Genomic DNA, 24,056 nt, shown 5'->3' on the forward strand with positions numbered 1-24,056 from the left:
CCCGCCACTAATGTTTGGAATCCATTTGTGGTATAATGGCACAAGCTTGAATGCGAAATGTTCCCGACCATTTTTGGGTACTGCCCAAAGGAGGACAACAATGGTTTCACTCCCTGTTGATTATCTGGAACAAATGAAACAACTGTTACAAGAGGAATACCCATCTTTTTACCATACCTATGAAGAGCCGCCTACCCGCAGCTTGCGTGTCAACATCTTGAAAACATCTCCGGAGCAACTGAAAGTACGGGTGCCTTTCCATCTTGAATCCGTTCCCTGGTGCCCGGAAGGATTTTATTACAATCACGAGCTTGACCGGCCGGGCAAACACGTCTATCATGCTGCAGGTCTTTATTATATCCAGGATGCCAGCGCAATGGCACCGGCAGAAGCCCTTGAACCCCAGCCCGGGGAAAACATTTTGGATCTTTGTGCCGCTCCAGGAGGCAAGACAACACAGATTGCCGCCAAAATGAAAGGGAAAGGGATCCTCGTCGCCAATGAAATAGACGCAAAACGAATTAAGGCGCTGGTGGAAAATCTGGAGCGCTGCGGTGTGACCAATGCGGTCGTGCTGAATGAGAATCCCGGCCATTTATCGGAGCGATTTTCCGGTTATTTCGACCGGATTTTGGTCGATGCCCCCTGTTCCGGTGAAGGAATGTTCCGCAAGGACGCCGATGCATGTGAGCGCTGGAGCATTCGGGCGACGGAAAAGTGCGCCGACCTGCAACTGGAAATTCTTGAGGCGGCCGCACCGATGCTTCGCCCCGGGGGACGTCTTGTCTATTCGACATGCACATTTAACCCCCGTGAAAATGAAGAGCTGATTTGGCGGTTTCTCCAGCTTCATCCTGATTTTAAACTGATTCCGGTTCCACAGCGGCAATATTATCGTTCCGGCAGGCCCGATTGGATCAGGGAGGCAGACAATAAACTGGTCAAAGCCGCCCGCCTCTGGCCGCATCACCTTCGTGGAGAAGGGCATTTTGTCGCTGTATTGCAAAAAGAGACAACAGCGGAAGGAAGTAAAAAACGCCCCGGCAAATGGCCTCCCGTCCATGCACAAGCCCGAAAGCTGTGGGAACGGTTCGCCAGTGAAACGTTGACGGATACAAACTTTTTGTCAAATGGCACTTTCACCCTGTACGGTGAACACTTATATTACGTTCCTGTTGACATCCCTTCGCTGAAAGGACTCCGGGTGGAACGCCCTGGGCGCTACCTGGGACAGGCCAAAAAAAATCACTTTGTTCCTTCTCACGCCTTGGCTCTGTCGCTGGATCCGCAGATGGTGAAAAGGCAATGCAACTTCACCGTCGATGACCCCGACTTGCTGCGCTACCTTCAAGGTGAAACCCTTCCCTCCGCTCAAAGCAAGGGATGGACGCTCGTCACAGTCGACCATTTCCCGCTGGGTTGGGGAAAAGTGTCCGGAGGGCTGTTAAAAAATCACTATCCCAAATGGCTTCGCTTCGACAAAAACGATTAAAAAGGCGGCCCGCCAAAGGGTCGCCCATTTTTTTCCTCTTCTCATAATTCAAGCGTTCAACCGCATATCTTATGGTAAGAGCCGAAGGAGGGATTCCCATGAGCAAGCCGGACGAAAAAACATATTGGACCCGCTATTTGCCCGTTGCCATGGGAATGATTCATCCGGAATGGCTGTTTATGGGCCATCTGTTTGAAAATGAAGAACCGGAGAATGAAGCAGAGAATGACACAGATGCTTCCGTCTCTCCCGTCCCATCCCTTCCCCTCAGGTCATCCATAAAGGAAATCCAGATCAATTTTCGTTCACGCAAATAGATTTCCATCCTATTGAGTGGAGATTCCTCGCGCCGCCCAGATTTGGTCAATTTTCGCCCCGTGCATCCCTCCGAACAAGATCACATCCGCTTGTTTGATCGCTTTTGCACCATCGTGGAAAGTCGCGTTTGGCGTTAATGACCAATGCGATTGCAAAATGATCTTGGTGGCCACATCCCGCCCAAATGCCTGAGCCATCTCATACAACCCCTGGGACCAAATTTCCCCGTCGGCATGAACCTCTCCCTGCAGATCGTCCGGATATACTTTGTTGGTATCGAGACGGCGCAAGCAAGGCGGGTTGCCCGAGGAATACGCGGTCGAATCCCACTCCGCCACACAGGCCTTTCCGAAATCATCCTGCGTCAGGGCATCCTCGTAGGTGGCTCCCATGTAATCGCCAAAACCTTCGCCCATCGCTCCTCCTTCTTCGCTGTTTCCAAAGCCGGGAACCTGATTGTCTTGGATCGCATGACCCAACTCATGAACAATCACACCGGCATCCTCTGCGTCATCCACGCCACCGGTGCCAAAGGTAAGATCTTTTTTCGTCGGCGAATAAAAGGAATTATCCTCTTTATAGGTATCCACATTGGCCGTGATCGTTCCGTTCATCACATTGGTAAAGCCAAGCCCGTGAATATACCGGATTATCGTATCCAGATGGTAGTAAGCCATCACATCCTCAAAGCTGTTTTGATTCCGGGTATAATTAAAGGTAAGAGTTTGAGAAAATGTTTTTGATCGCGATTGAATGTTCACAAACTGGCCTTTTAAGTTGCCGGATCCGTCCAGCCCCTGGAGAATCACGGGTTTCAATTGTGCATCCAGCGCCGGGGAGTCGGCATCGTTCCGATCAGAAAGACCGGAAACGGACCGCGCTGTCTCTACCGGGTTGGGCAGAAAAACTTTGCCGGAGCCGGTGGCATGCCGGTTCAAATCCCTTTTTGCCAACAGCTTGCCGTCGCCGGCTCGCAAATAGGTCTCCCATGCTCCAAACGGGTTGACGGAATGGACGACGACGCGGTAAACCGGAATCGCCTGTCCGTCTTGCACGAGATAGCCGAATTCTTGTTTCGTCGGTCCCCAGGTTTCTTTATCTTTGGCACCGATCTGTTCAAACGCCCGGTCTGTTCTTTCTTCCTGGGAAATTTGCTTGGACGGGATTTTTTGCACTTCCCGCGCCGGTTTAAAATCGGATACGACCAGTTGCACTTTGCCCGCCCGGCTGACCGTCACGACCACCTGGTTCGTAAACACAGGATGGTTGCCGATGACCTGTTGGTATCTGACATAATCCGCCAAAGGGGTTGTAATCGTGGTTGAATATTTCAATTCGGATAAATCTGACTTCAGATGATACGAACTTGCGTGTTCTTTTAAATATTGATCAGCAATTTGTTTGGCAACCGAAACGGTTAACATTTCCGGTTGATGCCCGGGTTCAGCCATCGCCAGCGGAATGCTCAACATGAACACCGACAGAAACGCGACCATCGCCCACAAGCGAAGCTTTTTCGATTTAACCAATCATTCATCCCCCAATTTAATCATATTCAAAAATATTTTATTATTCGGACCCGTATGCGTCCACCGTTTTTATATAAAAAAGCAGGAGCATTTTTCCGCTCCCGCTTGGTTCATCCGCTCTTGAGCCATCGAGGCAACAGTTTCCGCAGCATAAAAGGCTTCCCTTTCCGTCCTGAAGGTTTTAATGCTTCCTTGTGCAGATCCCGCTTGATAAGCAAATAGCGTCGCATCTCATTGAGAAAGTGCAACAAAGCAGCGCGCGTTTCAAATTCTTCCCGGGTGACGGGCAAAGGGGACTTTTTAAATTCCGCGCGCATCTGTTCAAGCTCTTCCAAAAAGAGATGCGCCGTATTCCCCGGGTGCACTGCATCGGAGAGTTTATCGAGGAAATGGGCGATGATATACCCCTGGACACAGCAGGTGTTTAAGGAAGAAACCGTAGGCGCGATCCGCTCCAAAATCTCAAATTGCTTTCCGCGCATTTCAAAGTAACGGTAATAACTGTAGTTAGCATCGTTCAGGCGATTTTCAATATCCTTCAAGGCCAATTCTTTCGCTTGTTTGAGCATATCGGATGTTTCGGTAATCTCTTTTCCGTCCCAGTCGCTGTTGCCGTTACGCAAATAACTGGCAAATTCCTTTAAAATCGTTTTAAAGTTCTGCTCAATCTCTTTGCGGATGCGCTCAAGATCCTTCTCGACATTGGGCATGTGCATATTTACCAAAACTGCTGTTCCGATCCCGATGATCAGGAGCATGGTTTCATTAAAAATTGTTTTGAGATCGATATTCTTTAACAGAAAAAAATGCAAAATGATGACCATGCTGGTGGTAATCCCATCCTTCAGGTTGAGAAAGACGAGCAACGGGATCAGGATAAACAGGAGAACAGACAAACTGAACAGATGGTAGCCGATGGTCTCAAAGATGGCAAACGACAAGCCCATGGCGATAAAACATGCCGCCAGCCGTTCCCATGCCGTTTGGTACGAACGCTTCTTGGTCGGCTGGATACAGAGGATGGTCAGCATGCCGGCGGAAACATAAAATTGAAGTCCCATCCATTCCGCCAACCCCATCGCCAAAGGCATCCCGATTACTGTTTTGATCACACGATATCCAATCTTCATGGGGCCTCACTCTTCTTCTAATAATCATTGCCCATTATAACGCAACCCCCGGCTTTGTAAACCGGAAAAAGCAGCGGGCATTCGTGAATGTTTTATTAACAGCACGATTCCCTAAACTTAACAAGTTTGGTATGATATTAGATGTGAGAACTGTCTGAATCAGGGAGCGATATATATGAGCACGATCACTTCGGCCGGCATTCCTGCCAAAAAAAGTTACTATCGTTTGCTTGAAGCCAGTTTTGACCGCGCCAAGCGCCTTTTGGATGAAATGAATTCCCATCCTGAGAAGTATACCCCCGAGCGAAAGAGGGATACACTGGCTTATCTCACACATCTGCAAAACGAAATGAGAAAATTAAAAATAGATCCGCAATGACTGAGCCATAAAAAGGATAGGAAGTAACGAGCGCATGCCGAAGCCTTTTTCCCGGAAAGGCTTCTTTTTTTCATCCCCCTGCCACCGGACTTTTGCCCGCCTTGCATGACAGAAAACAAATTCCAATCGCTTTCAAAAACCTCTTCATAAAATCCTGCAACACTAATGAAAAATGAAAAACAGCTGATTTCACCGGTAATAACTTCTATTCTCATCCTGTAATTTCAGAAAACGAACACCGACGGTCGCAGGATCAGCCATCAAGAAAATTTCCCTTCTTAATGGAAAATAATCAATAAACTGGCAATCCACTCTTTATATGATATACGGATTCGGATCAAAATTCTACATTTATAATGATGAATTATTTTTGTTTAGTTTGAAATATTTATATTATTTAAGAAATAAGGGAGGAATTTTCATTTGAAAAGAGAATGAATAAATAGATCATGCAAAAGGAGGGTTGCCGGATAAGAATAAAGTATCTTACTGTTATATGTCTGAATGATCGGAATTGGCGTTGAATTCATCAAAAAGGAGAGTGCCGTATGAAACGCATCTTGAGTGTAGTGGCAGCTTTGTTGATGTTGGCGCTGCTCATTGTTCCTTCGTCCATTTTCGCAAGCCCTGCCCATCCAACAAATTATGTTCCCGGGGAGTTAATCGTCAAATTCAAGCCGGGCGTTAATACCGCTTCCGTCGAATCGCTCAGTGACCAGCTTGGAGCAAAAGTGGTCGAATCATCAAAATACGGCTGGCAAGTTGTCAAGTTCGACAAAAATACCTCCATTCAGGACATGATCAAAAAATATAAAGCAAACCCCAATGTACAATATGCAGAACCAAACTACTATTTCCATGCAGAATGGACTCCGAATGACACCTATTTCAGCAGCCAGCAATGGGGCCCGCAAAAAATTCAGGCTCCGCAAGCCTGGGATGTCACCAGAGGCAGCAGCTCCGTAAAAATCGCTATCGTTGACACCGGAGTGCAATACGACCATCCAGATTTGAGCGGCAAGGTGATCAAAGGATATGACTTTGTCAATAACGATTCTGATCCTTATGACCAAAACGGGCACGGAACCCACTGCGCCGGGATTGCCGCCGCTGTAACCAACAACAGCAGAGGGATTGCCGGTATCGCGCCCAATGTGAGCATTCTGGCAGTTCGTGTTCTGGATGCTAACGGCAGCGGCACATTGGCCAATGTCGCCAACGGAATCCAATATGCTGCCGATCAAGGAGCAAAAGTCATCAGCCTGAGCCTTGGCGGTTCTGCCGGTACCTCCACTTTGCAAAATGCGGTGAACTATGCTTGGAGCAAAGGAGCCGTTGTCGTGGCTGCGGCCGGTAATGAAAGCACTTCTGCTCCGAGCTACCCGGCTTACTACAGCAATGCCATCGCCGTAGCATCGACCGATTCCTCCGACAGACTCTCTTATTTCTCCAACTACGGCAGCTGGGTTGATGTTGCCGCTCCCGGCTCCAGCATCTTCTCAACCTATCTCGGCAGCACTTATCAAACCCTGAGCGGCACTTCGATGGCCACCCCCCATGTGGCTGGTCTTGCTGGTCTGCTCGCCTCCCAAGGCAGAAGCAATTCGCAAATCCGCGCAGCCATTGAAAACACCGCCGACCGGATCTCCGGCACGGGTACTTACTTTACCTACGGCAGAATCAATGCTTATAAAGCTGTAAATTATTAATCCAAAAAATTGCCCGCAAAAAAACCAGCCCCCGCTTGAACCCGGGCGGCTGGTTTTTTTATGATAAACGAAAATCACCTGGCATAAAGCAGAAACCAGACAAGTCCGACCACAAAAAACAGTACGGCGATCGTTCCTAAAATCCGCGGCAGATATTGCATAGAAAACCTCCACTGCTCACCGGTAGTCAGCGCAATTCCACGATGGTTACGCCCGAACCTCCTTCGCCGTGGGCTCCGAGGCGGAATCCTTTCACACTGCGATGTTTCCGCAAAAACTCCTGTACGCCGGTGCGAAGTGCGCCGGTCCCTTTCCCGTGAATCAGCGAAACCTGTTTATATCCTGCGAGGAGGGCTTTATCCAGATAGCTGTCAATTTCCAGGATGGCTTCTTCCACCATTTTCCCGCGCAAATCAAGTTCCGGTTTTACATCGGTTCTTGAGCGTTTCACGGTTGATTTGATTTTGACAGCGGGAGCGGGTTTGGCTGACGCCCGCTTCTCGAGGCCGTCGCGGTGAATTTTCATTTTCAAAAAGCCGATCTGCACCTGAAATTCATCGTTATCCAGCACTTCCACCACTGTTCCGGTCTGATTGATCGAGAGCACCGTCACCTCGTCACCGACCTCGATTTTTCGGGATTTTCCGGCTGCCTTCTTCGTTTTTTTGGGCAACTCCCAGTCCGGAACAGCCTGATCCAGCCTTTTTTTCGCTTCAATCAATTGATGTTCCTTGATATCTTGCGGTTTCTGTTTCGCCCATTCGCGCAACTCTTTCAACACCGCTTCTGCTTCGCGCTGGGCCGTGCGCACGATTTCCCGCGCCTCCATGCGCGCTTTCTCCTTGATTTTCGCCTTCTCTTCTTCCCACTGATCCAGCTGCCGGCGCATATCCTCATACAGCGCTTCCGCTTCCCGGTGCAACTCCGCGGCTTTGATCCGTTCCTCTTCCGCTGCTTTTCTTTCCGCGGTGAGGCTGCTGATCATCTCTTCCAACCGGTTTTCCTCGCTGGAAAGATGCTGTTTCGCCACTTGGATCAATTCTTCCGGCAATCCGAGCCGTTTTGAGATCAGAAACGCATTGCTTCGCCCGGGAACACCGACGAGCAGACGGTAAGTCGGCCTCAATGTCTCCACATCAAATTCAACGCTGGCATTGACTGCTTGTGGATGCGTATGGGCAAACAATTTCAATTCGCTGTAATGGGTGGTGGCAATGACCAAAGAGCCACGGGAAATGACATGCTCCAGAATGGCGATGGCCAGTGCAGCCCCTTCGGTCGGGTCGGTCCCTGCTCCCAGTTCGTCAAATAAGACCAAACTTCCCTCATCGATTCGCTTTAAAATGCGGATAATATTCCGCAGGTGTCCCGAAAAGGTGCTCAAGCTTTGCTCAATGCTTTGTTCGTCTCCGATATCGGCAAATACTCCGCTGAAGACGGGCATCGTGCTCTCTTCTTCCGCCGGAATCGGAATTCCCGACTGCACCATCAGCGCAAACAAGCCTACCGTTTTCAGCGTCACTGTTTTCCCGCCGGTGTTCGGTCCCGTAATGATGACAGACCGGTATCGTTTCCCCATCTCAATATCGATCGGAACGACCTCTTCCGGCGAAATCAAGGGGTGGCGCGCTTTTTTCAGGCGCAACGTCTGATCGGTCGAAAGCTGCGGACAGACCGCTTTCATCTGATAACCGAACCGGGCCCGGGCCGCGATCAAGTCAAGTTCAGCCAGGGCGGCCACATTCGCTTGCAGATGCTCAGCCTCTTCCTGCACCTTGGCTGTCAGGAGACCGAGCACGCGATCCACTTCTTTCTGCTCCGACAACTCCAGTTCACGCAAGCGGTTGTTCAATTTCACCACCGCTTCCGGCTCAATGAACAGCGTGGCTCCGGAAGCTGATTGATCATGGATAATCCCGCCAAATTGCGCCCGGTACTCCTGCTTCACCGGAATCACATAGCGATCAAAGCGCTGAGTGATGATCGGTTCCTGCATCATTTTCTGATAGTGGGCACTTCGGATCATGTTATTTAACGTCGACTGAATTTGCCCGCGCACGTCCCCCATCTGCTGACGGATTCTCCGCAACTCCGGGCTGGCCTGATCCTTCACCATCCCCTGATCATCAATGCAGGCGAGGATTTCCTTTTCCAAATGATCCAAGCTTTCTATGCTCTCCGTCAGTTCCCTGAGCAAAGGGAGTTCGGCCGTTTCCTCTTCCAGTTGCCGCAACAGCGACTTCACTTTTCTTCCGGCGGAAACCGTGCTGGCAATCTCCAGGCACTCCGCTTCATTCAACAATCCGCCCAGAGCCGCACGGCGCAAACTGGCACGAATGTCGCGCACACCGCCGAGCGGAATATCCCCTTTTAAACGGAGAAGATCCATCCCCTCCTGCGTCTCCGCCAAACGGCGCTTCACTTCTTCCCATTGATCCGAGGGAACCATCGCCTCGACTTTTGCCTTGCCGAGGCTCGTCGCCGCATGGCTTTTAACAATCTCTTTTACTTCATCATATTCCAACGAATTCAGCGTCCATTGTTCCACGCCGACATCTCCTCTTTAATAAAAAAATCCCTTTCTATTATAGCACGACTGCAAACGGAAAAACCGAATCCCTGCGGGAAGGATTCGGTTATTTGCAGAAGACATGTTTTCCGATTCTCTTGATGATCGGCCGGCTCCAAATCCATTTGGATGTGGAACGAGCAGGGTTGAAATAATACAAAGCTCCGCCCGAGGGATCCCAGCCATTGATCGCATCCATTACAGCCTTGCGTGCGGTTTCATCCGGTTCCATCCAGATCTGCCCGTCAGCCACTGACTCAAATGCCAACGGCTGATAAATAATCCCCGGAACCGTATTGGGAAATTGGGAGCTGTCAACCCGGTTTAAAATAACCGCAGCAATCGCCACCTGGCCGACATAAGGCTCGCCCCGGCCTTCGGCGTAAACGGCCCGTGCCAACAGATTGATGTCGCTCTTACTAAATCCGTGACTGCTTTTGGGCAGCGTGAACGCCTTCCTGGCTTTTTTCGGAGCATAGTTCCTGGTTGCCTTGCGCAGCTTCGCCATCGTTTCCGGACCGGCGATCCCGTCGATTTTCATCCCAAAACGGTATTGAAACAGGCGAACGGCGTGATAAGTCCGATTGCCGTAAACACCGTCAATTTTCCCTGTATAAAAGCCGAGAAACCCGAGTCGCCCTTGCAGTTCCCAGACTCCCCCGCCGCGCGCCCCGCGTTTGAGCACCGGCCCTTTGGGCTTCTCTTTCGTCATCTCCGGTGTCCAATGCTTGGTTGCCTTCCACAGGCGAAGTTTCGTTTTGGGGCCGACGATCCCGTCGATTTTCATGCCAAAGGCATACTGGAACAGACGGACGGCCCGGTAGGTTCGGTTACCAAACACGCCATCCACCGGGCCCGTATAGTAGCCCAGCAATTTCAAACGGCCCTGCAGTTCCAGTACATCTTTTCCGGAAGAACCCTGCTTCAAAATCCCGGAGCCAAAGGCTGGAACCGGATTTGCCTTGGCGGCCGTCTGCGCCCACAGATCCGTGTGGATGCCGGTAACCGCCACCAAAACGACCGCCAAAAGAAGGAGCGCGATTTTGATAAAAGTTCGGTTTCGCATACGGAAAAACAACCCTTTCCAGGTTGGTATTTTCCGTTATTATGCTTACCTTTCCCGCAAATCATACGGAAACCCTTTGATAAGGAACGACGCCCGTGGACGGTTTCCGATGATCAGTGACATGTGAGACTGCCATGAAAACACAACATTAAATCGTCCATCCCTTTTTAACCGGGGTCATCCCAAGCGGGACATGATCAGCTACTTCCCATTTTCGGCTTTCGATTTCCCTGTCTTTTGTTTCAAGCGTTGCAAGAGTTCATGTAACGGCAACGTGTTCAGCACATCTTTCGGTTCCAGCCAACCCCGCCGGGCGGTGGCCACTCCATAGGCGATATTGCCCAGCTCTGCGGTGGAATGGGCATCGGTGTTAATGGCAAAGGTGAGTCCGTACTCTTCTTTTGCTTTTTTTATAAGCTCGTCGTTTAAATCGAGGCGGTGCGGGTTGCTGTTCAGTTCCAAAATCGTGCCTGTCTCCTTTGCCGCCTGAAAAATGCGGTCGACATCCACGGAATAAGGGTCGCGCCGCAGGAGAAGGCGCCCCGTCGGATGGGCGATCATGTTGACGTACGGATTTTCCATGGCCTGGATGATGCGTTTGGTCATTGCTTCCTCGTCCTGGTTAAACCGGCTGTGGATCGAGGCAATGACAAAATCCATCCGGGCCAGGATTTCATCAGGATAATCAAGACGCCCATCCGGTAAAATATCCATTTCCACCCCTTTTAATATCACGATGCCCTCCAGTTCGGCATTGATCCGCTCAATCTCCGCCCACTGTTCCATCAATTCCTCCACCGACAGCCCGCCGGCCACTTTCAGCGATACTGAATGGTCGGTGATGGCAATATACTCGTATCCTCTCGCCTTGGCTGCCAACGCCATGTTTTTAATGCTGTCGGCTCCGTCGCTGTACAGGGTGTGCATATGCAAATCCCCGCGAATCTCTTCCGGACGGATCAGCCCGGGCAGATTGTCCTGCTCAGCCCGCTCCATCTCGCCCCGGTCCTCGCGCAGTTCCGGGGCGATCCAGGGCAGATCCAGGGCGGCAAAAAACTCCCGCTCGTCGGCAAACGTCATCGTTTCATCCGTTTCGCTGTTAAAAATCCCGTATTCGCTCACTTTCAGGCCATATTTTTTGGCCCGTTGGCGAATGCGGACATTGTGTTCTTTGGAACCGGTAAAATGATGAAGGGCGCTGGCAAATTGAGCCGGTGTCACCAGCCGGAAATCGGCTCCCATTTCGATTCCCTCCACATTTACCCGCACGCTCACCTTGGTTTCTCCCTGACCGATGATCTCTGTCACGACGGGCAAGCGGACGATTTTCCTCCCCAGTTCCACGGGAGAGACGGTGGCGATGACAAAATCGATATCCTTGATTGTCTCTTTTCTCCGGCGGAGGCTCCCCGCCAGTTCCATTTTCAGGACTTCTTCCTCATCCTTGAGCTGTTCGGCCAAATGGCTGGCAACAAAGAGCGCCTCATGCAGCAAACGGCGTTCCGGCCTGTTCTGCACCTGGGCGATCGCCTCCAGGATCTTCTGCTCCTTTTTAGGGCCGAATCCCGGCAGAGAACGAATTTTTTGCTTTTCCGCCGCTTCTTTCAATTCGTCCATGTTTTTAATGTCCAGTTCCTTATAAAGCGTGTGAACCGATCGCGGGCCGAGCCCCGGAAGTTTGAGAAGTTCCGGAAGACCTGGCGGCAATGTGCTTTTCAGCTCTTCAAGCATGCCGATCGATCCGGCGGCAACCAGTTCCTCAATCACCCCGGCCGTCCCTTTTCCAATCCCCGGCAGTTCTTCCAGGCGATCCAATTGTTTTGCAATCGGAAACCGGCAGTTTTCCACCGTTCGGGAGGCACGGCGGTAGGCATTCACCTTGAAGGCATTCTCCCCGCTGATTTCCAGCAGGTCGGCCAGTTCAAGCAAAGCGGCGGCTATTTGTTTGTTATGCATTGCATCACGCTCCTCACAAAAAAGAGGCTACGTTTTCCGTAGCCCCGATTTTTCACGTCTGATGGGAACCATGCAGCAAATTCTGCACTTCTTTTGTCAAATCCGGTGTGATCTTCAGACAGGTTTGGGCCAGGGCCGATGATTTGACGGCATTCTGCCCCGGTGCCCATGGCAGGACATGAAGAATATTCACGACCACCACGATGACGACGAACGTTTTTACAAAAGCGAACAATACTCCGCCGGAACGGTTGAACAGAGACAGAACCGGCAATTTCGCCACTTGATTGATCACGGAAACCGCGATGGACAAAACGAATTTCGTTCCCACGAACAAAAGGAAAAATGCCATGGCAGAGTAAATCATTTTTTCCATCGGCAGGAGCGAAAGCCACCCGTTATGAACCGAATCGGGCATCTGCCACAATTTGCTCAATTCAGGTGCCAGCTCATCGGTAAATTTGTACGCCACCCACAAAGATGCAAAATAGGTGATCAGCGAGGCCAGCTGCAATACCAGCCCCCGCTGATACCCCTGAAATAACGCACCGATGAGAAGGAGTATTAAGATCCAATCAAACAAGTTCAATGACAAGTCCTCCTCAAGGTTGCTCATCTTCAATCAGATGCATGATTTCATCATATTCTTGTTTCAGCTTAAGATAATCATCCGCAATATTGACGGCAGACAAAACAGCCAGTTTCGTGGCATCCAGACGCGGATTGTTATCGGCGATCTGCCTCATCTTTTCATCAACATGGCCAGCCACCTGGCGCATATGACCAGGGCTCGCTTTTCCGGTCAAATGATACTGCTGACCGTAAATCTCCACAGTCAATTTGTTTTTCATTTTGCAGCGCCTCCCTCACCGAGTGAAGGTTACGGTCAGGGCAGGAATCGACAGCCCTTCGATGTTATTGTCTCAGCTTCGCACCAAATGCAGAAGAGAGGAACGCGACAACCGAATCATGCACCCGATTTACTTCTTCATCGGTCAATGTTCGGTTTGAAGCGCGGTACACCAATGAAAAGGCTACACTTTTCTTTCCTTCCCCAATTTGCTCTCCTGTAAACACATCAAACAAGGATACAGATTGAAGAAGTTCTCCAGCCTCTTCCCAAATTCCTTCTTCCAGCTCCCCTACGGGCACGTTTTCGTCAACGATGACAGCCAAATCACGGGTTACTGCCGGATAACGGGGAATCGGTTCATAGATGATTTCTTCATCAATGGCCGACAGCAGTTTTTCCACATCAATCTGGAAGGCGACCGGATGTTCGAGATCATATTTCCGGGCCAGCTGTGGATGGATTTCACCCAAAATCCCGATCACCTGCTCCTCGATCACCATTTCTGCCGTTCTGCCGGGGTGGAACCCTTTTGGCCGGGCAGCGCGGAATTCAACTCCGTAAACGCCGAGACGGGTGAACAATGCTTCCAGCATCCCTTTCACTTCATAGAAATCTCCGGCGGGAAGCTCTTTCTCTTTCCAGATGGACGGCTCTTTTTTGCCCGTAACCACGCCGGCCAGTTCATAGCGTTCCAGCGGGAGTTGCTCCAATTGCTCTTCTGACGTGAGATAGGTCCGGCCCAATTCAAAGATGGAAACCCGGTCATTTCCGCGATTGATATTGTAGGCAGCCGTTTCAATCAGTTGCGGAAGCAAAGTCGTACGCAAAATCGCATGCTCGCTGCTCATCGGCATCGCCAAATGAATCGGCCGTGCTTGCGGCTCGAGCGATTCCACTTCCGCTTCCGTTTGCTCGGAGGTCAAGCTGTAGGTCAAGACCTCATGAAGCCCCATGTTGCGGAGCGTATGGCGGATGGTGCGGCGCAATTTTTGCTCCCTGGTCAAACCGCCCGGCGGTTGCTGTCCCCACGGCAAAGTGGTCGGGATCCGATCATACCCGAAAATCCTCGCCACTTCTTCAATCAGATCGACTTCGATCATCACATCAGGGCGTCGGGTCGGCACCTGAACCTCATACAGCCCGTCATCCATACGTACAGGGAAACGCAAGCGGCGGAAAATATCCAACACCTCGGGCTGGCTGATTTGCACTCCCAGCAGGTTGACCAGCCGCTCGTGCCTCAATTCGACAATAATGTCATCGATGTCACCCACTTTGTGCACAACCGGCTCCGAACCGGCAACGCCTCCGGCCAACTGGCACAACAACTGGACGGCACGATTGAGGGCCGGCACGATTTGTTCCGGGTCAACTCCTTTTTCAAACCGGGCGCTCGCCTCCGTGCGCATGGCTAATTTGCGCGCTCCCTGGCGGACCAGCATCGGGTCGAAGAAAGCTGATTCAATGAGGACGGAAACGGTCTGCCCGGTCACTTCCGAAGACTCTCCGCCCATTACACCGGCAACGGCCAGCGGCTCTTCCCCATTGGTGATCAGAAGCATTTCCGGGTCGCAGGTTCTCACCGTTCCATCCAGCGTGGTGATTTGCTCCCCTTCCTGTGCGCGCCGGACCACAATCTGGCCTCCGCCGATCCGGTCATAATCAAAAGCATGAAGCGGCTGCCCCATTTCCAGCATCACATAGTTGGTGATGTCGACAATGTTGTTGATCGGACGGATTCCGGCAGAGATGAGCCGGTTCTGCATCCACTGCGGGGACGGGCCCACCTGCAGATTATGCACAACCTGGACGGCATAAAACGGGCAGTCTTCTTCCGATTCAATGTAAACATTCACGGGAGAGTCATATTGCGGCGCCGTTTCGGTAATCATCGGCAGGCGCAGTTCCCGGTCAAAGATGGCGGCGATTTCATAGGCGACACCGACCATCCCGAGACAATCGGAACGATTGGGCGTCAGCTGCAATTCGATCACCTGGTCATTCATGCCCAAGTACTCTTTAATATCCCCGCCGACCGGTGCTTCTTTTTCCAGGACAAGAATTCCTTCCGTCTGCTCTTTCATCAGCACTTTTTCCGGGAAGCCCAGTTCCTTCGCTGAGCAGATCATCCCGTTCGATTCGATTCCGCGCAACTCTGCTTTTTTAATATGAACACCGCCCGGCAATTTCGCACCGACGAGGGCGACGGGAACGCGTTGTCCGGCTGCGACGTTTTTCGCCCCGCAGACAATTTGCAATATCTGCCCTTTGCCGACATTCACCATGCAGACTTTGAGGCGGTCCGCATGGGGATGGGGCTCGACGGATAAAACCTCTCCGATGACCACACCGCTGACTCCGGGATCACGCGTATAGATCACTTCCACTTCGATCCCGGTACGGTTCAATTCTTCTGCAATATCCTCCGGCGTAATGCCTTCCAGATCCACATACTGGGACAGCCATTCATAAGATACAAGCATGATACTTGAACACTCCTCTCACACCGTTTTGAATTGACGCAGGAAACGCAAATCATTGTTGTAAAAATGGCGAATATCATCAATGTCGTACTTCAGCATGGCAATTCGCTCAACTCCCATGCCAAAGGCAAAACCGGAATAGCGTTCCGGGTTGTACCCCGCTTTTTCCAGGACGCGCGGATGAACCATTCCGGCACCCAGAATTTCGATCCATCCTTTTTCCGGGTGATAGATATCCACTTCCACGCTTGGTTCGGTAAACGGGAAATAGCTCGGGCGCAAGCGCATTTCGGTTCCTTCGCCAAAGATTTTTTCAATAAACGACAACAGGACGCCATTGAGCTCACTCATCGAAACCCCGCGGTCAACAACCAGACCCTCGATCTGGGTAAATTGGTGAGAGTGGGTGGCATCATCGTCATCGCGGCGATACACTTTGCCCGGGCAGATGATCCGCACCGGAACATATCCTTCTTTCTTTTCCAAGGTCCTCACCTGAACTGAGGAAGTGTGCGTGCGCAGCAGCAGTTCCGGCGTGATGTAGAATGAATCCTGCATGTCGCGTGCCGGGTGTTCCTGCGGCATGTTCAATGCTTCAAAGTTGTATTTATCCGTTTCCACTTCGGGTCCTTCAGCGACTTCAAATCCCATGCCGACAAAAATATCCTCAATTTTTTCAATGATCAAATGAAGGGGATGAAGCGAACCAACATTTCGTTTCACGCCCGGAAGCGTGACGTCGATTGTCTCTTTTGCCAGTTGCTCTTCAAGGGCTGCCGCCTGCAAAGCCGCTTCTTTTCCCGTTATCAACTGATCCAGGTGATTGCGGATTTCGTTGGCCAAACTCCCGATCACCGGGCGCTCTTCGGGCGACAAACTGCCCATCCCGCGCAACACGCCGGTCAGTTCCCCTTTTTTTCCCAAATACTTCACCTTCAGCTCCCGCAATTCTTCCAGCGTAGTCACCTGTTGAATCGCCAGAGCCGCCTCACTGCTCAAAGCTTCCAATCGCTCGCGCATGAAAAACGCTCCTTTCTCATCAAACTCTCATTTTTTTCGGCACAACCCCGGGACACAAAGCTGCATTTTCACATCCCAAGGCTGAAAGTTAAGTAAAACCAGGGGGCCCACGACCTGACATGCGATTCAAAAAATAAAAAAATCCCGTTCCCATAAGGGACGAGAGATTCCGCGGTACCACCCTTGTTGAAAAGAAAAGGGAAAGTCCCTTCCTTTTCCTCTTGGACTGAAATAACGGTCAACACCGGTTCCCTCTACTGTAGACATTCCGTCTGGTTCAAAGGACAGCTCCAGAGCGAACTTCGGCAGCCGTTTCCTGAAAGTGCTTCCAGTCACGGCACTTTCTCCCTGGTCAAGGACGTACTGCTTACTCCTCTCCATCATCGCCATGCCAATATAATAATTATCCATCTGAAAATTATTTTATTATTATAAGCGAACATATGCGAGCCAGCAACCTCTACTTATGCTGATATTGCTGACGCACGCGTTCAAAAAGGAGAATCGCTCCCACAGAGGAGACATTTAACGATTCCGTTTGCCCTGGCATGGGGATTTTGACTTGCACATCGGCACGGGCCAGCAAATCAGGGTGAACTCCACGGCCTTCGTTGCCCAATAAAATCGCCACCCGTTTGGGATAGGGATAATCGAAATGATACACACCGGCATGCGGTGTCGTCCCCACGACCGTCACCCCCTGTTCGCCAAGCATACCAATCGCCTCAGCCAGATCCGCCTGCACCAGCGGAATGCGAAAGATGGAGCCCATGGCGGCACGAACCGCTTTGGAGTTAAAAGGATCAACCGTTCCTTTGCCCAGCAGAATCCCATCGACTCCCGCCGCTTTGGCCGTACGGATGATCGTTCCCAAGTTGCCCGGATCTTGGATCGCATCGAGGAGCAGATAGGTGGCCTCTTGCTTTTGCCGGGCTAAGAGCTCATCCGGCGACCACTCGGGAAGACGAATAACCGCGGCAATCCCCTGGGGGGTTTCCGTTTCAACCAAGCGGCGAAAAAGGGGAGGAGCCAATTCATAGACGGGAACCCGTTCCCGAAAACGGTGAAGAAGCGGCTCTGTGATACCGGTTTTTCCCTGCTCCAGCAGCACCGCGAAAAAGGGAATTCCGGCCTTAAGCGCTTCCTCCATTAAATGTTCGCCCTCGATCAGCAAAGCCCCTTGCTGTAATCTCCCTTTTTTTGTTTTCAACTTTTGCCATTGTTTCACCTGTTCATTTGCCTGTGAAGTAATCAACCGGATTTTTGTCATTCTTCTGCGCCTTGTTCCTTCCTGTTTTATGATTTTTCTTCAAATTCTCCCGGGCCCTGCCCATTCCCTCGTACAACCAAACCGCTCCTTGTGCTCACACCGGGCCATATCAAAATGTTTCCCGGCACAGCCGCTGACGATCAACGGCATCGCCTGCCAATTTTTGCGATCAGCCTTAACTAACATATCCAATTTCCGGATAAAGTCCTTTTTTCCGCACATCCTAGTTAAAAAAGGAGGTCAGATGATGAATTTTGACATTCGCGGTGCAGTAATCCACAACATTCATACCATGAATACACAAGAACTGCAAGAGCTTGTGGTTGATTCCATTCAGCGCGGTGAGGAAAAACTGCTGCCCGGGCTCGGGGTTCTCTTTGAAGTGATCTGGAAAAACAGCAACCCCAATGACCGGAAGGCGATGATCCAAACCCTGCACAATTCCCTGCCCAAAAGTTGAATGCGAAAAGCAAGAAGTGAGTTCAAATCCTGGCTGCCGAGCTCACTTCTTCCCAAAACTCAACCAATAAAAAAAGCCCGTCCTTTTAAAAGAACAAGGCTCAAGAAATGATACCGCCCATCTTTTACCAAAATCCCCCGCCAAATCCTCCCCAGCCAAATCCGCCAAATCCCCACCACCAGAAGATAAAGAACAAGAAAATAATCACCAGAACGGCGATTACAATCCACCAAGCCCAACCAAACCCGCCGAAAAAGACGCTGGTCAACTTGGTTTTTGGCTTGTTGCGGTTCGCATCCAACGCCTGGACCGGAGTAATCTGGCGGTTTTTATCCCTGAGTTTGGGTTTGTTCATGGCACCGATCTGTCTCCTTTCTTATCCAGTTCACTACTAATGTATGTAGAAAATGGTTGGATGGTTGGACAGATGGTAACCCCCATCACCCAATTATTCGCTTTCTGTTCTGGCAAAGGAAAGAAACAGAGTAATCAGGATAAATGCGATGAGCGCCAAAAACGGAATCGTAATAAATCCAAGCCAGTTAATCCACTCCTGGGTGCAAGGGACTCCGACCTGACAGGAGGCCACTTTCGCCAGAGCCGGCACTTTTTGCTCCAGATAATGATACAGGGAAACACACCCACCGATGATGGTTAATGGCAAAACATATGGAATGATATTCCGGTCCGTGCGATAGGAGGCAATTCCCAGCAGAATCACCAGCGGGTACATAAAAATTCGTTGCACCCAGCATAATGTACAGGGGATGAAACCAAGCACTTCACTGAAGAAGAGGCTACCTCCGGTTGCCACAATCGCCACTATCCAAGCAAAATAAATACCGTACGTATTTAACAACCTCTTCATCTTTTTCCCACTCACTTTTGGTTCAGTTCATCGTTGATCAATTTTTTCAGGTCGTTGTAGTCAAAGGGATTTTCCACCATTTTTCCATTGATGAAAATGGTCGGAACCGAATTGAATCCCAATTTTTGCGCAAATTGGTTATGGGCTCTCACCTGCTGCGCATATGTTTTATTTTGCAGATCTTTCCTTACCTGTTCTGCGTTCACTTCAGGGATGTTCTGTTTGATCAAAGAGACGATAAAGTCGGGAGTGGCCCAATTCTGATCTTCTTTTCCCTGATTTGAGTAAACAGCGTCATAAAATTTCCAAAAAGCGTCGGGGTTTTGCCGGTAAACGGATTCTGCCGCTTGGCTCGTTATCTCGGAATTGGGGCCGAGGAATTCGAGGCTGGTAAAATACATTTGCGCTTTTCCCGTATCAATATATTCTTTTTTCAACTGCGGATAGATCACATCATGAAACTGCTTGCAGACCGGGCAGTTAAAGTCGCCGAATTCCATGATTTTCACCGGTGCCTGGGCACTTCCGATCCGCGGCATTCCGGTGTATGTAATCGCAGCCGCCTTATCCTCTTTGTCACTTAGCAAAGGCGCGACAATCGCGTAAATCCCCACAGCGAGAAAAAGAACCAAAATCGTAATCATGGTGATGGTACTTGCTGAACTCTTCTTTTTATGCTGATTAGCCATTTCCTCACACCTCCTTATAAATGTTACAATAAATCAATTGGAAATTCTATAGAAGGAATTCATAGAAGATTCAATCTGTGTTCATGATGGCTTCACTTTCCCCGATCATACCCCAACTTCATTGTAACCTCCGAATAATCCTGACAGAGAAAAAATTGAACAGAAAGGAAAGACGAGATGTTGTTAAAGAGAACCATCCGGCTTGGATTTTGTCTGCTCCTTTTTATATTGGCTCCGGGATGCAGTGCGGATGAATGGGGACCGCTGACCGAGGGGGTGCAACCGGACGTCGATTTGTCACCTGATGACCAAACGCTCTTATTTTCCTATGCTTTTGATCAGACAGCAGCGGTCTATACCGCCGACCTTCACGGAAAACACATAAAGCGCTTGACTCCTTCGTCCGATTCCTCCTTTGTGCAACCGGTTTTTTCTCCGGACGGCAGGAAAATCGCCATGATCAGGAAGCGGGGGAACAACGAACAAATCCTCTGTATCATGAACCGTGATGGAAGCGGATTAAAGGCGCTGACCGACAAACTCGACGGCTTGGTGACCGACCTCGCTTTTTCCCGGGACGGCCGTTATCTCTATTTCGCCAAGGCTTACGATTTGAGCGCCGACACAGAGAGTCCCGTCCTCTATCATATTTTCCGCATTCATCCGGATGGAACGGGACTTGAAATGGTGACACGGCAAAAAGAATATGAACTGCGCAGTTTAGCTGTTTCAGCTGATGACCAGACACTCTACTACGTAACGGGCCAAACGGATGACGACGATCTTCCGCGGCTGAAGGTTGTCCCGATTGCCCACCCGGAAAAAGCCCACTTTCTCGTGCCCAAGGGGAAACGGGAAGATCCGAGCGTAAACGATGTGGAATTGTCCCCTTCCGGCAACTGGCTGGTATTCACCGGAATTGCCGAAATAAAAGATGGATTGCCGAAGTACGAGCAATATCTGATGAATATGAAAACGAAGGAAACGAAGAGAATTTCTTTTCTGAGGTCTGAAACGGGCAGTGCCGTCTTTTTTCACAAGAAAAACCAGGTGCTGTTCACGGAAGATATAAATTGGAACCGGACCGGTCCTGACTCACCACCGCCGGAATACAAGGTGTGGATCACGGATTTCAGCGGATTGCATCAAAAATCGATCCCGCTTCATGTGCCGCTTCCCGAAAGGTAAGGTGGCGCATCTCATCGCGTTTTGCTATGTTAGTTATAAGATCAAACATGCAATCAACACTCTTGATGCAGCAGATATTTTTACCGAAAACGAAGGAGAGGACAACAAGTGATTGCGCGAACCTTAACGATTGCCGGTTCGGACAGCGGGGGCGGAGCCGGAATCCAAGCGGATATCAAAACGTTTCAGGAACTGGAAACCTTCGGCATGAGCGCGATTACCGCCATTACGGCGCAAAATACACTGGGTGTGCAGAAAGTATACCCGCTTGCCCCCGAAGCCGCTGCAGAGCAGATTCATTCCGTTGCAACCGACCTCGGGGTTGACGCCACCAAAACCGGAATGCTAGCCACGGCGGACATTGTAAAAACCGTGGCCCAAAAAATCAGGGAATTTGGTCTGTTTCCCCTTGTCGTCGATCCTGTGATGGTTTCGACCAGCGGCCATGTTCTGCTTGATGAAGATGCACGGATCGTCTATAAAAAAGAACTGATCCCCCTCGCTTCGGTCGTGACGCCCAATTTGCCAGAAGCGGAAGTTTTGACAGGGCTTTCTTTAGCCGATCCGGACTCCCGTCGTCAGGCAGCTCGCATGTTTGTTGAATGGGGGGCAAAAGCGGTCGTGATCAAAGGGGGGCACGGAAACGAGAGTACCGCTGATGACCTTTATTACGATGGAGAAGAATTCTCCGTTCTCAGCGCACCTCGCTTTGACACAAAGCAAACACACGGGACAGGCTGCACCTTTTCTGCGGCGATTACCGCTTTTCTGGCCAAGGGCGCTTCCACTTACGATGCGGTAAAACAGGCGAAAGAGTTTATCACCGCTGCGATCAGCCATCCGTTGAATCTGGGCCGGGGACACGGACCCACCAATCATTTCGCCTATCGCCACCGGAGGGAAAATCGATGAGTTTCGTAAAAAATTCGTTATCACTCTACTTTATCATGGGCAGTCAGGATTGCCCGCACCAAGATCCCGTCCGGGTATTGGAACAAGCAATCAACGGTGGAATCACCTGTTTTCAATATCGCGAGAAAAATTCGGGCCTGCACATGCACCAAACGGTTTTGTTGGGCAAGAAGCTGCGCCGGCTTTGCCGGGAACATGGCATCCCGTTTCTGGTCAATGACCGGGTCGATCTCGCTCTGATTTTGGAGGCAGATGGTGTACATATCGGTCAGGAAGATCTGCCAGCCTCTGAAGTGCGAAAAATCATCGGGCCCGACCGCATATTGGGCGTATCGGCCGAAACCCCTGCCGAGGCAGAGCAAGCCATGCTTGACGGAGCTGATTATATCGGCGTCGGCCCCATGTACTCCACTCTCAGCAAAAAAGACGCGGGCGAACCGATCGGCCCGGATGCGATTCAACAAATACGCAGGCAAATCGGCAGCGATTTCCCGATCGTCGGCATCGGAGGAATCACGCCCGAACGGACGCCGCAAGTGATGGAAGCGGGGGCAGATGGTGTCGCGGTCATCTCTGCGATCAGCAAAAGCGGAGAGCCGTCGGAAGCTGCCCGCCGTTTTCGCCAGTATCTGAGCGGTTCCACAAAATTGTAACGGCTGCCCGCAAACGGCAAAAGGCCAAGTGGTAAAATAAAATTGGAATCAAAGGAGGATCTGCAATGAAATATCGTTCTATGCCCGGTATTGATCGCCCTCTTTCCGAAGTGGGCTTTGGTGTCTGGTCCGTTGCTACCCCGTGGTGGGGAGTCAAGGACGAGGAATTGGGAAAAAAATTATTGCGATCTGCATATGAAGAGTACGGCATCACCTTTTTTGACACGGCCGATGTATACGGTCAGGGAAAAGGTGAAACGATTCTGGCCGATGCCCTTTCCGGTTTGCGCGACAAAGTCGTGATCGCGACCAAGTTCGGCTATGACATTTATGCCAAACGCGGAGACCGTCACGGCGGACACAGCGAATTGCCGCAACGCTGGGATAAGGAGTCCATCCGCAAATCCTGCGAGGAAAGCCTGCGGCGTCTGAAAACCGATTACATCGACATCTACCAGCTTCACAACGCCCGGATGGAAGCAATCGTCAGCGACGAAGTTTACGAAACGCTGGAACGCCTGAAAGAAGAAGGAAAAATCCTGACCTACGGCGTCGCGCTCGGCCCGGATATCGGCTGGCGGGATGAAGGGCTTGCAGCCATCGAAGGCGGACGCATGGATATGGTGCAAATCATCAACAACCTGATAGAACAAGATCCTGCCCGCGAACTGATCAAAGCGGCAGAGAAACAAAATCGCGCCCTGATCTCCCGCGTGCCCCACGCATCCGGTCTGCTTGACGGAACTTACGATCCGGACAAGCATTTTGACAAAACCGACCATCGCAACCACCGTCCGGTAAAATGGATGCAAGCCGGTTTGCAAGCAGTCAAGGATTGGGGATTTTTGTATAAAGAATCCGACCGCACCATCGGACAGGCAGCCATTCTCTTCTGTCTGGCCAGTCCGGCAGTCAAATCGGTATTGCCGAATATCACCAGCGAAGAGAACTTGCGCGAATTTGCCACCGCTCCGGAAAAAACCCCGCTCACCGCAGAGGAGTTGCAAAAAATCGAAGAGCTGTGGGAAAACGGTCAAAAAACGGCATTAAAACAACCATTTTCCAACAGCAAAACCAAGCCGACTCCGGTGGCAAAATAATGCTTCTCCCCCGGTTTTTTGACATTCCGGGGGAGTATTTTTTCGGAGGCAAAAAATTATCAATATTACCAATCATTTATTTACTTGCAAATATTTTTATACTAAAATAGTAGCGTAGTGAATTCAATTTTGTTGAATTCGCTCTTTTTCAGGCTAAACGCTGGAGGTGGTTTTTTTTGCAAAAACCATATGCCCTTTATCCCAGCAAGTGTGACAAATGCGGTACTCCTGATTGCAAATGTCCGGACTGTGATTGCAAAAAATAAGGCACATGGATCAATCAGCCCCCGCACTGCAAGTCGGTCGCGGGGACTGGTTTTTCTTTTTTAATCCGAACTTATTTTTCCATGCCGCCGCCAGAACATACAATTAATTTACTGATTTTCGGTTGTTGAGTAAAACGCTTAATTTT

Annotated in this window: 22 protein-coding genes and 1 other annotated feature; of the genes, 9 read left to right on the forward strand and 13 right to left on the reverse strand. The window is 50.5% G+C overall.

Annotation, left to right across the window (positions count from 1 at the left end):
* Window positions 1–100: 100 nt before the first annotated feature.
* Complete coding sequence (locus tag I8U19_RS05300) at window positions 101–1,492, forward strand: RsmF rRNA methyltransferase first C-terminal domain-containing protein (RefSeq protein WP_033102097.1); 1,392 nt, start codon at window positions 101–103, stop codon at window positions 1,490–1,492.
* A gap of 98 nt (window positions 1,493–1,590) precedes the next feature.
* A complete protein-coding gene (locus I8U19_RS05305; RefSeq protein ID WP_033102096.1) occupies window positions 1,591–1,809 on the forward strand; it encodes a hypothetical protein in 219 nt (72 codons plus the stop codon).
* Between the two features lie 9 nt (window positions 1,810–1,818).
* Here the strand turns inward: I8U19_RS05305 and I8U19_RS05310 are convergent, their stop codons facing one another.
* Both I8U19_RS05310 and I8U19_RS05315 read right to left on the reverse strand, forming a co-directional pair.
* Window positions 1,819–3,306: a M36 family metallopeptidase gene (locus I8U19_RS05310; RefSeq protein WP_033102135.1), complete on the reverse strand. Its 1,488-nt coding sequence runs from the start codon at window positions 3,304–3,306 to the stop codon at window positions 1,819–1,821.
* A gap of 143 nt (window positions 3,307–3,449) precedes the next feature.
* Complete coding sequence (locus I8U19_RS05315; protein WP_081943988.1) at window positions 3,450–4,469, reverse strand: aromatic acid exporter family protein; 1,020 nt, start codon at window positions 4,467–4,469, stop codon at window positions 3,450–3,452.
* A gap of 175 nt (window positions 4,470–4,644) precedes the next feature.
* On the opposite strand from I8U19_RS05315, the gene I8U19_RS05320 reads away from it, so the two are divergent.
* Window positions 4,645–4,848, forward strand: coding sequence for a hypothetical protein (locus I8U19_RS05320; protein ID WP_033102095.1), 204 nt, complete (start codon window positions 4,645–4,647; stop codon window positions 4,846–4,848).
* 584 nt (window positions 4,849–5,432) lie between these two features.
* Window positions 5,433–6,557 (forward strand): S8 family peptidase, encoded by a 1,125-nt coding sequence (locus I8U19_RS05325; RefSeq protein WP_370589259.1) that lies wholly within the window; start codon window positions 5,433–5,435, stop codon window positions 6,555–6,557.
* Window positions 6,558–6,744: 187 nt separating this feature from the next.
* On the opposite strand, the gene I8U19_RS05330 is transcribed toward I8U19_RS05325, so the two are convergent.
* The 8 genes from I8U19_RS05330 to I8U19_RS05365 form a co-directional block, all read right to left on the reverse strand.
* On the reverse strand, window positions 6,745–9,105 hold the full coding sequence (locus I8U19_RS05330; protein WP_198055383.1) for an endonuclease MutS2: 2,361 nt from the start codon (window positions 9,103–9,105) through the stop codon (window positions 6,745–6,747).
* 88 nt (window positions 9,106–9,193) lie between these two features.
* Window positions 9,194–10,192 carry a spore cortex-lytic enzyme gene (sleB, locus tag I8U19_RS17605; RefSeq protein ID WP_038020990.1) on the reverse strand — a complete coding sequence of 333 codons (999 nt, stop codon included), beginning with the start codon at window positions 10,190–10,192 and terminating at the stop codon, window positions 9,194–9,196.
* A gap of 201 nt (window positions 10,193–10,393) precedes the next feature.
* Window positions 10,394–12,148 (reverse strand): DNA polymerase/3'-5' exonuclease PolX, encoded by a 1,755-nt coding sequence (polX, locus tag I8U19_RS05340; RefSeq protein ID WP_198055384.1) that lies wholly within the window; start codon window positions 12,146–12,148, stop codon window positions 10,394–10,396.
* Between the two features lie 52 nt (window positions 12,149–12,200).
* Window positions 12,201–12,737 carry a CvpA family protein gene (locus I8U19_RS05345; RefSeq protein WP_033102091.1) on the reverse strand — a complete coding sequence of 179 codons (537 nt, stop codon included), beginning with the start codon at window positions 12,735–12,737 and terminating at the stop codon, window positions 12,201–12,203.
* A 13-nt stretch (window positions 12,738–12,750) separates the two neighbouring features.
* Window positions 12,751–12,999, reverse strand: a complete 249-nt coding sequence (zapA, locus tag I8U19_RS05350; protein ID WP_033102090.1) for a cell division protein ZapA — start codon at window positions 12,997–12,999, stop codon at window positions 12,751–12,753.
* 64 nt (window positions 13,000–13,063) lie between these two features.
* Window positions 13,064–15,484: a phenylalanine--tRNA ligase subunit beta gene (pheT, locus tag I8U19_RS05355; protein ID WP_198055385.1), complete on the reverse strand. Its 2,421-nt coding sequence runs from the start codon at window positions 15,482–15,484 to the stop codon at window positions 13,064–13,066.
* Between the two features lie 18 nt (window positions 15,485–15,502).
* Window positions 15,503–16,504, reverse strand: coding sequence for a phenylalanine--tRNA ligase subunit alpha (gene pheS, locus I8U19_RS05360; RefSeq protein ID WP_033102088.1), 1,002 nt, complete (start codon window positions 16,502–16,504; stop codon window positions 15,503–15,505).
* A gap of 152 nt (window positions 16,505–16,656) precedes the next feature.
* Window positions 16,657–16,897: a binding site (T-box leader), on the reverse strand.
* Between the two features lie 67 nt (window positions 16,898–16,964).
* On the reverse strand, window positions 16,965–17,774 hold the full coding sequence (locus I8U19_RS05365; RefSeq protein WP_198055386.1) for a TrmH family RNA methyltransferase: 810 nt from the start codon (window positions 17,772–17,774) through the stop codon (window positions 16,965–16,967).
* Between the two features lie 247 nt (window positions 17,775–18,021).
* Between I8U19_RS05365 and sspI the strand changes: the two genes are divergently transcribed.
* Entirely contained in the window at window positions 18,022–18,234 is a 213-nt protein-coding gene (sspI, locus tag I8U19_RS05370) for a small acid-soluble spore protein SspI (RefSeq protein ID WP_033102086.1), read from the forward strand.
* 124 nt (window positions 18,235–18,358) lie between these two features.
* On the opposite strand, the gene I8U19_RS05375 is transcribed toward sspI, so the two are convergent.
* From I8U19_RS05375 to I8U19_RS05385, 3 genes are all read right to left on the reverse strand, one after another.
* A complete protein-coding gene (locus tag I8U19_RS05375; RefSeq protein WP_033102085.1) occupies window positions 18,359–18,589 on the reverse strand; it encodes a hypothetical protein in 231 nt (76 codons plus the stop codon).
* Between the two features lie 93 nt (window positions 18,590–18,682).
* On the reverse strand, window positions 18,683–19,102 hold the full coding sequence (locus tag I8U19_RS05380) for a disulfide oxidoreductase (protein WP_033102084.1): 420 nt from the start codon (window positions 19,100–19,102) through the stop codon (window positions 18,683–18,685).
* Between the two features lie 11 nt (window positions 19,103–19,113).
* Window positions 19,114–19,791 carry a DsbA family protein gene (locus I8U19_RS05385; protein ID WP_033102083.1) on the reverse strand — a complete coding sequence of 226 codons (678 nt, stop codon included), beginning with the start codon at window positions 19,789–19,791 and terminating at the stop codon, window positions 19,114–19,116.
* 177 nt (window positions 19,792–19,968) lie between these two features.
* Between I8U19_RS05385 and I8U19_RS05390 the strand changes: the two genes are divergently transcribed.
* The 4 genes from I8U19_RS05390 to I8U19_RS05405 all read left to right on the forward strand — a co-directional run bounded on the left by I8U19_RS05390 (window position 19,969) and on the right by I8U19_RS05405 (window position 23,644).
* Window positions 19,969–20,979, forward strand: a complete 1,011-nt coding sequence (locus tag I8U19_RS05390) for a TolB family protein (RefSeq protein WP_198055387.1) — start codon at window positions 19,969–19,971, stop codon at window positions 20,977–20,979.
* A gap of 108 nt (window positions 20,980–21,087) precedes the next feature.
* Complete coding sequence (gene thiD, locus I8U19_RS05395; RefSeq protein WP_033101151.1) at window positions 21,088–21,891, forward strand: bifunctional hydroxymethylpyrimidine kinase/phosphomethylpyrimidine kinase; 804 nt, start codon at window positions 21,088–21,090, stop codon at window positions 21,889–21,891.
* On the forward strand, window positions 21,888–22,544 hold the full coding sequence (thiE, locus tag I8U19_RS05400) for a thiamine phosphate synthase (protein WP_033101150.1): 657 nt from the start codon (window positions 21,888–21,890) through the stop codon (window positions 22,542–22,544). The genes thiD and thiE overlap by 4 nt, the downstream gene beginning before the upstream one ends.
* A gap of 65 nt (window positions 22,545–22,609) precedes the next feature.
* A complete protein-coding gene (locus I8U19_RS05405; protein WP_033101149.1) occupies window positions 22,610–23,644 on the forward strand; it encodes an aldo/keto reductase in 1,035 nt (344 codons plus the stop codon).
* The last annotated feature ends 412 nt before the right edge of the window (window positions 23,645–24,056 follow it).

The organism is Thermoactinomyces sp. CICC 10523, assembly GCF_016055105.1.
Classification (GTDB): Bacteria; Bacillota; Bacilli; order Thermoactinomycetales; family Thermoactinomycetaceae; genus Thermoactinomyces_A; species Thermoactinomyces_A daqus.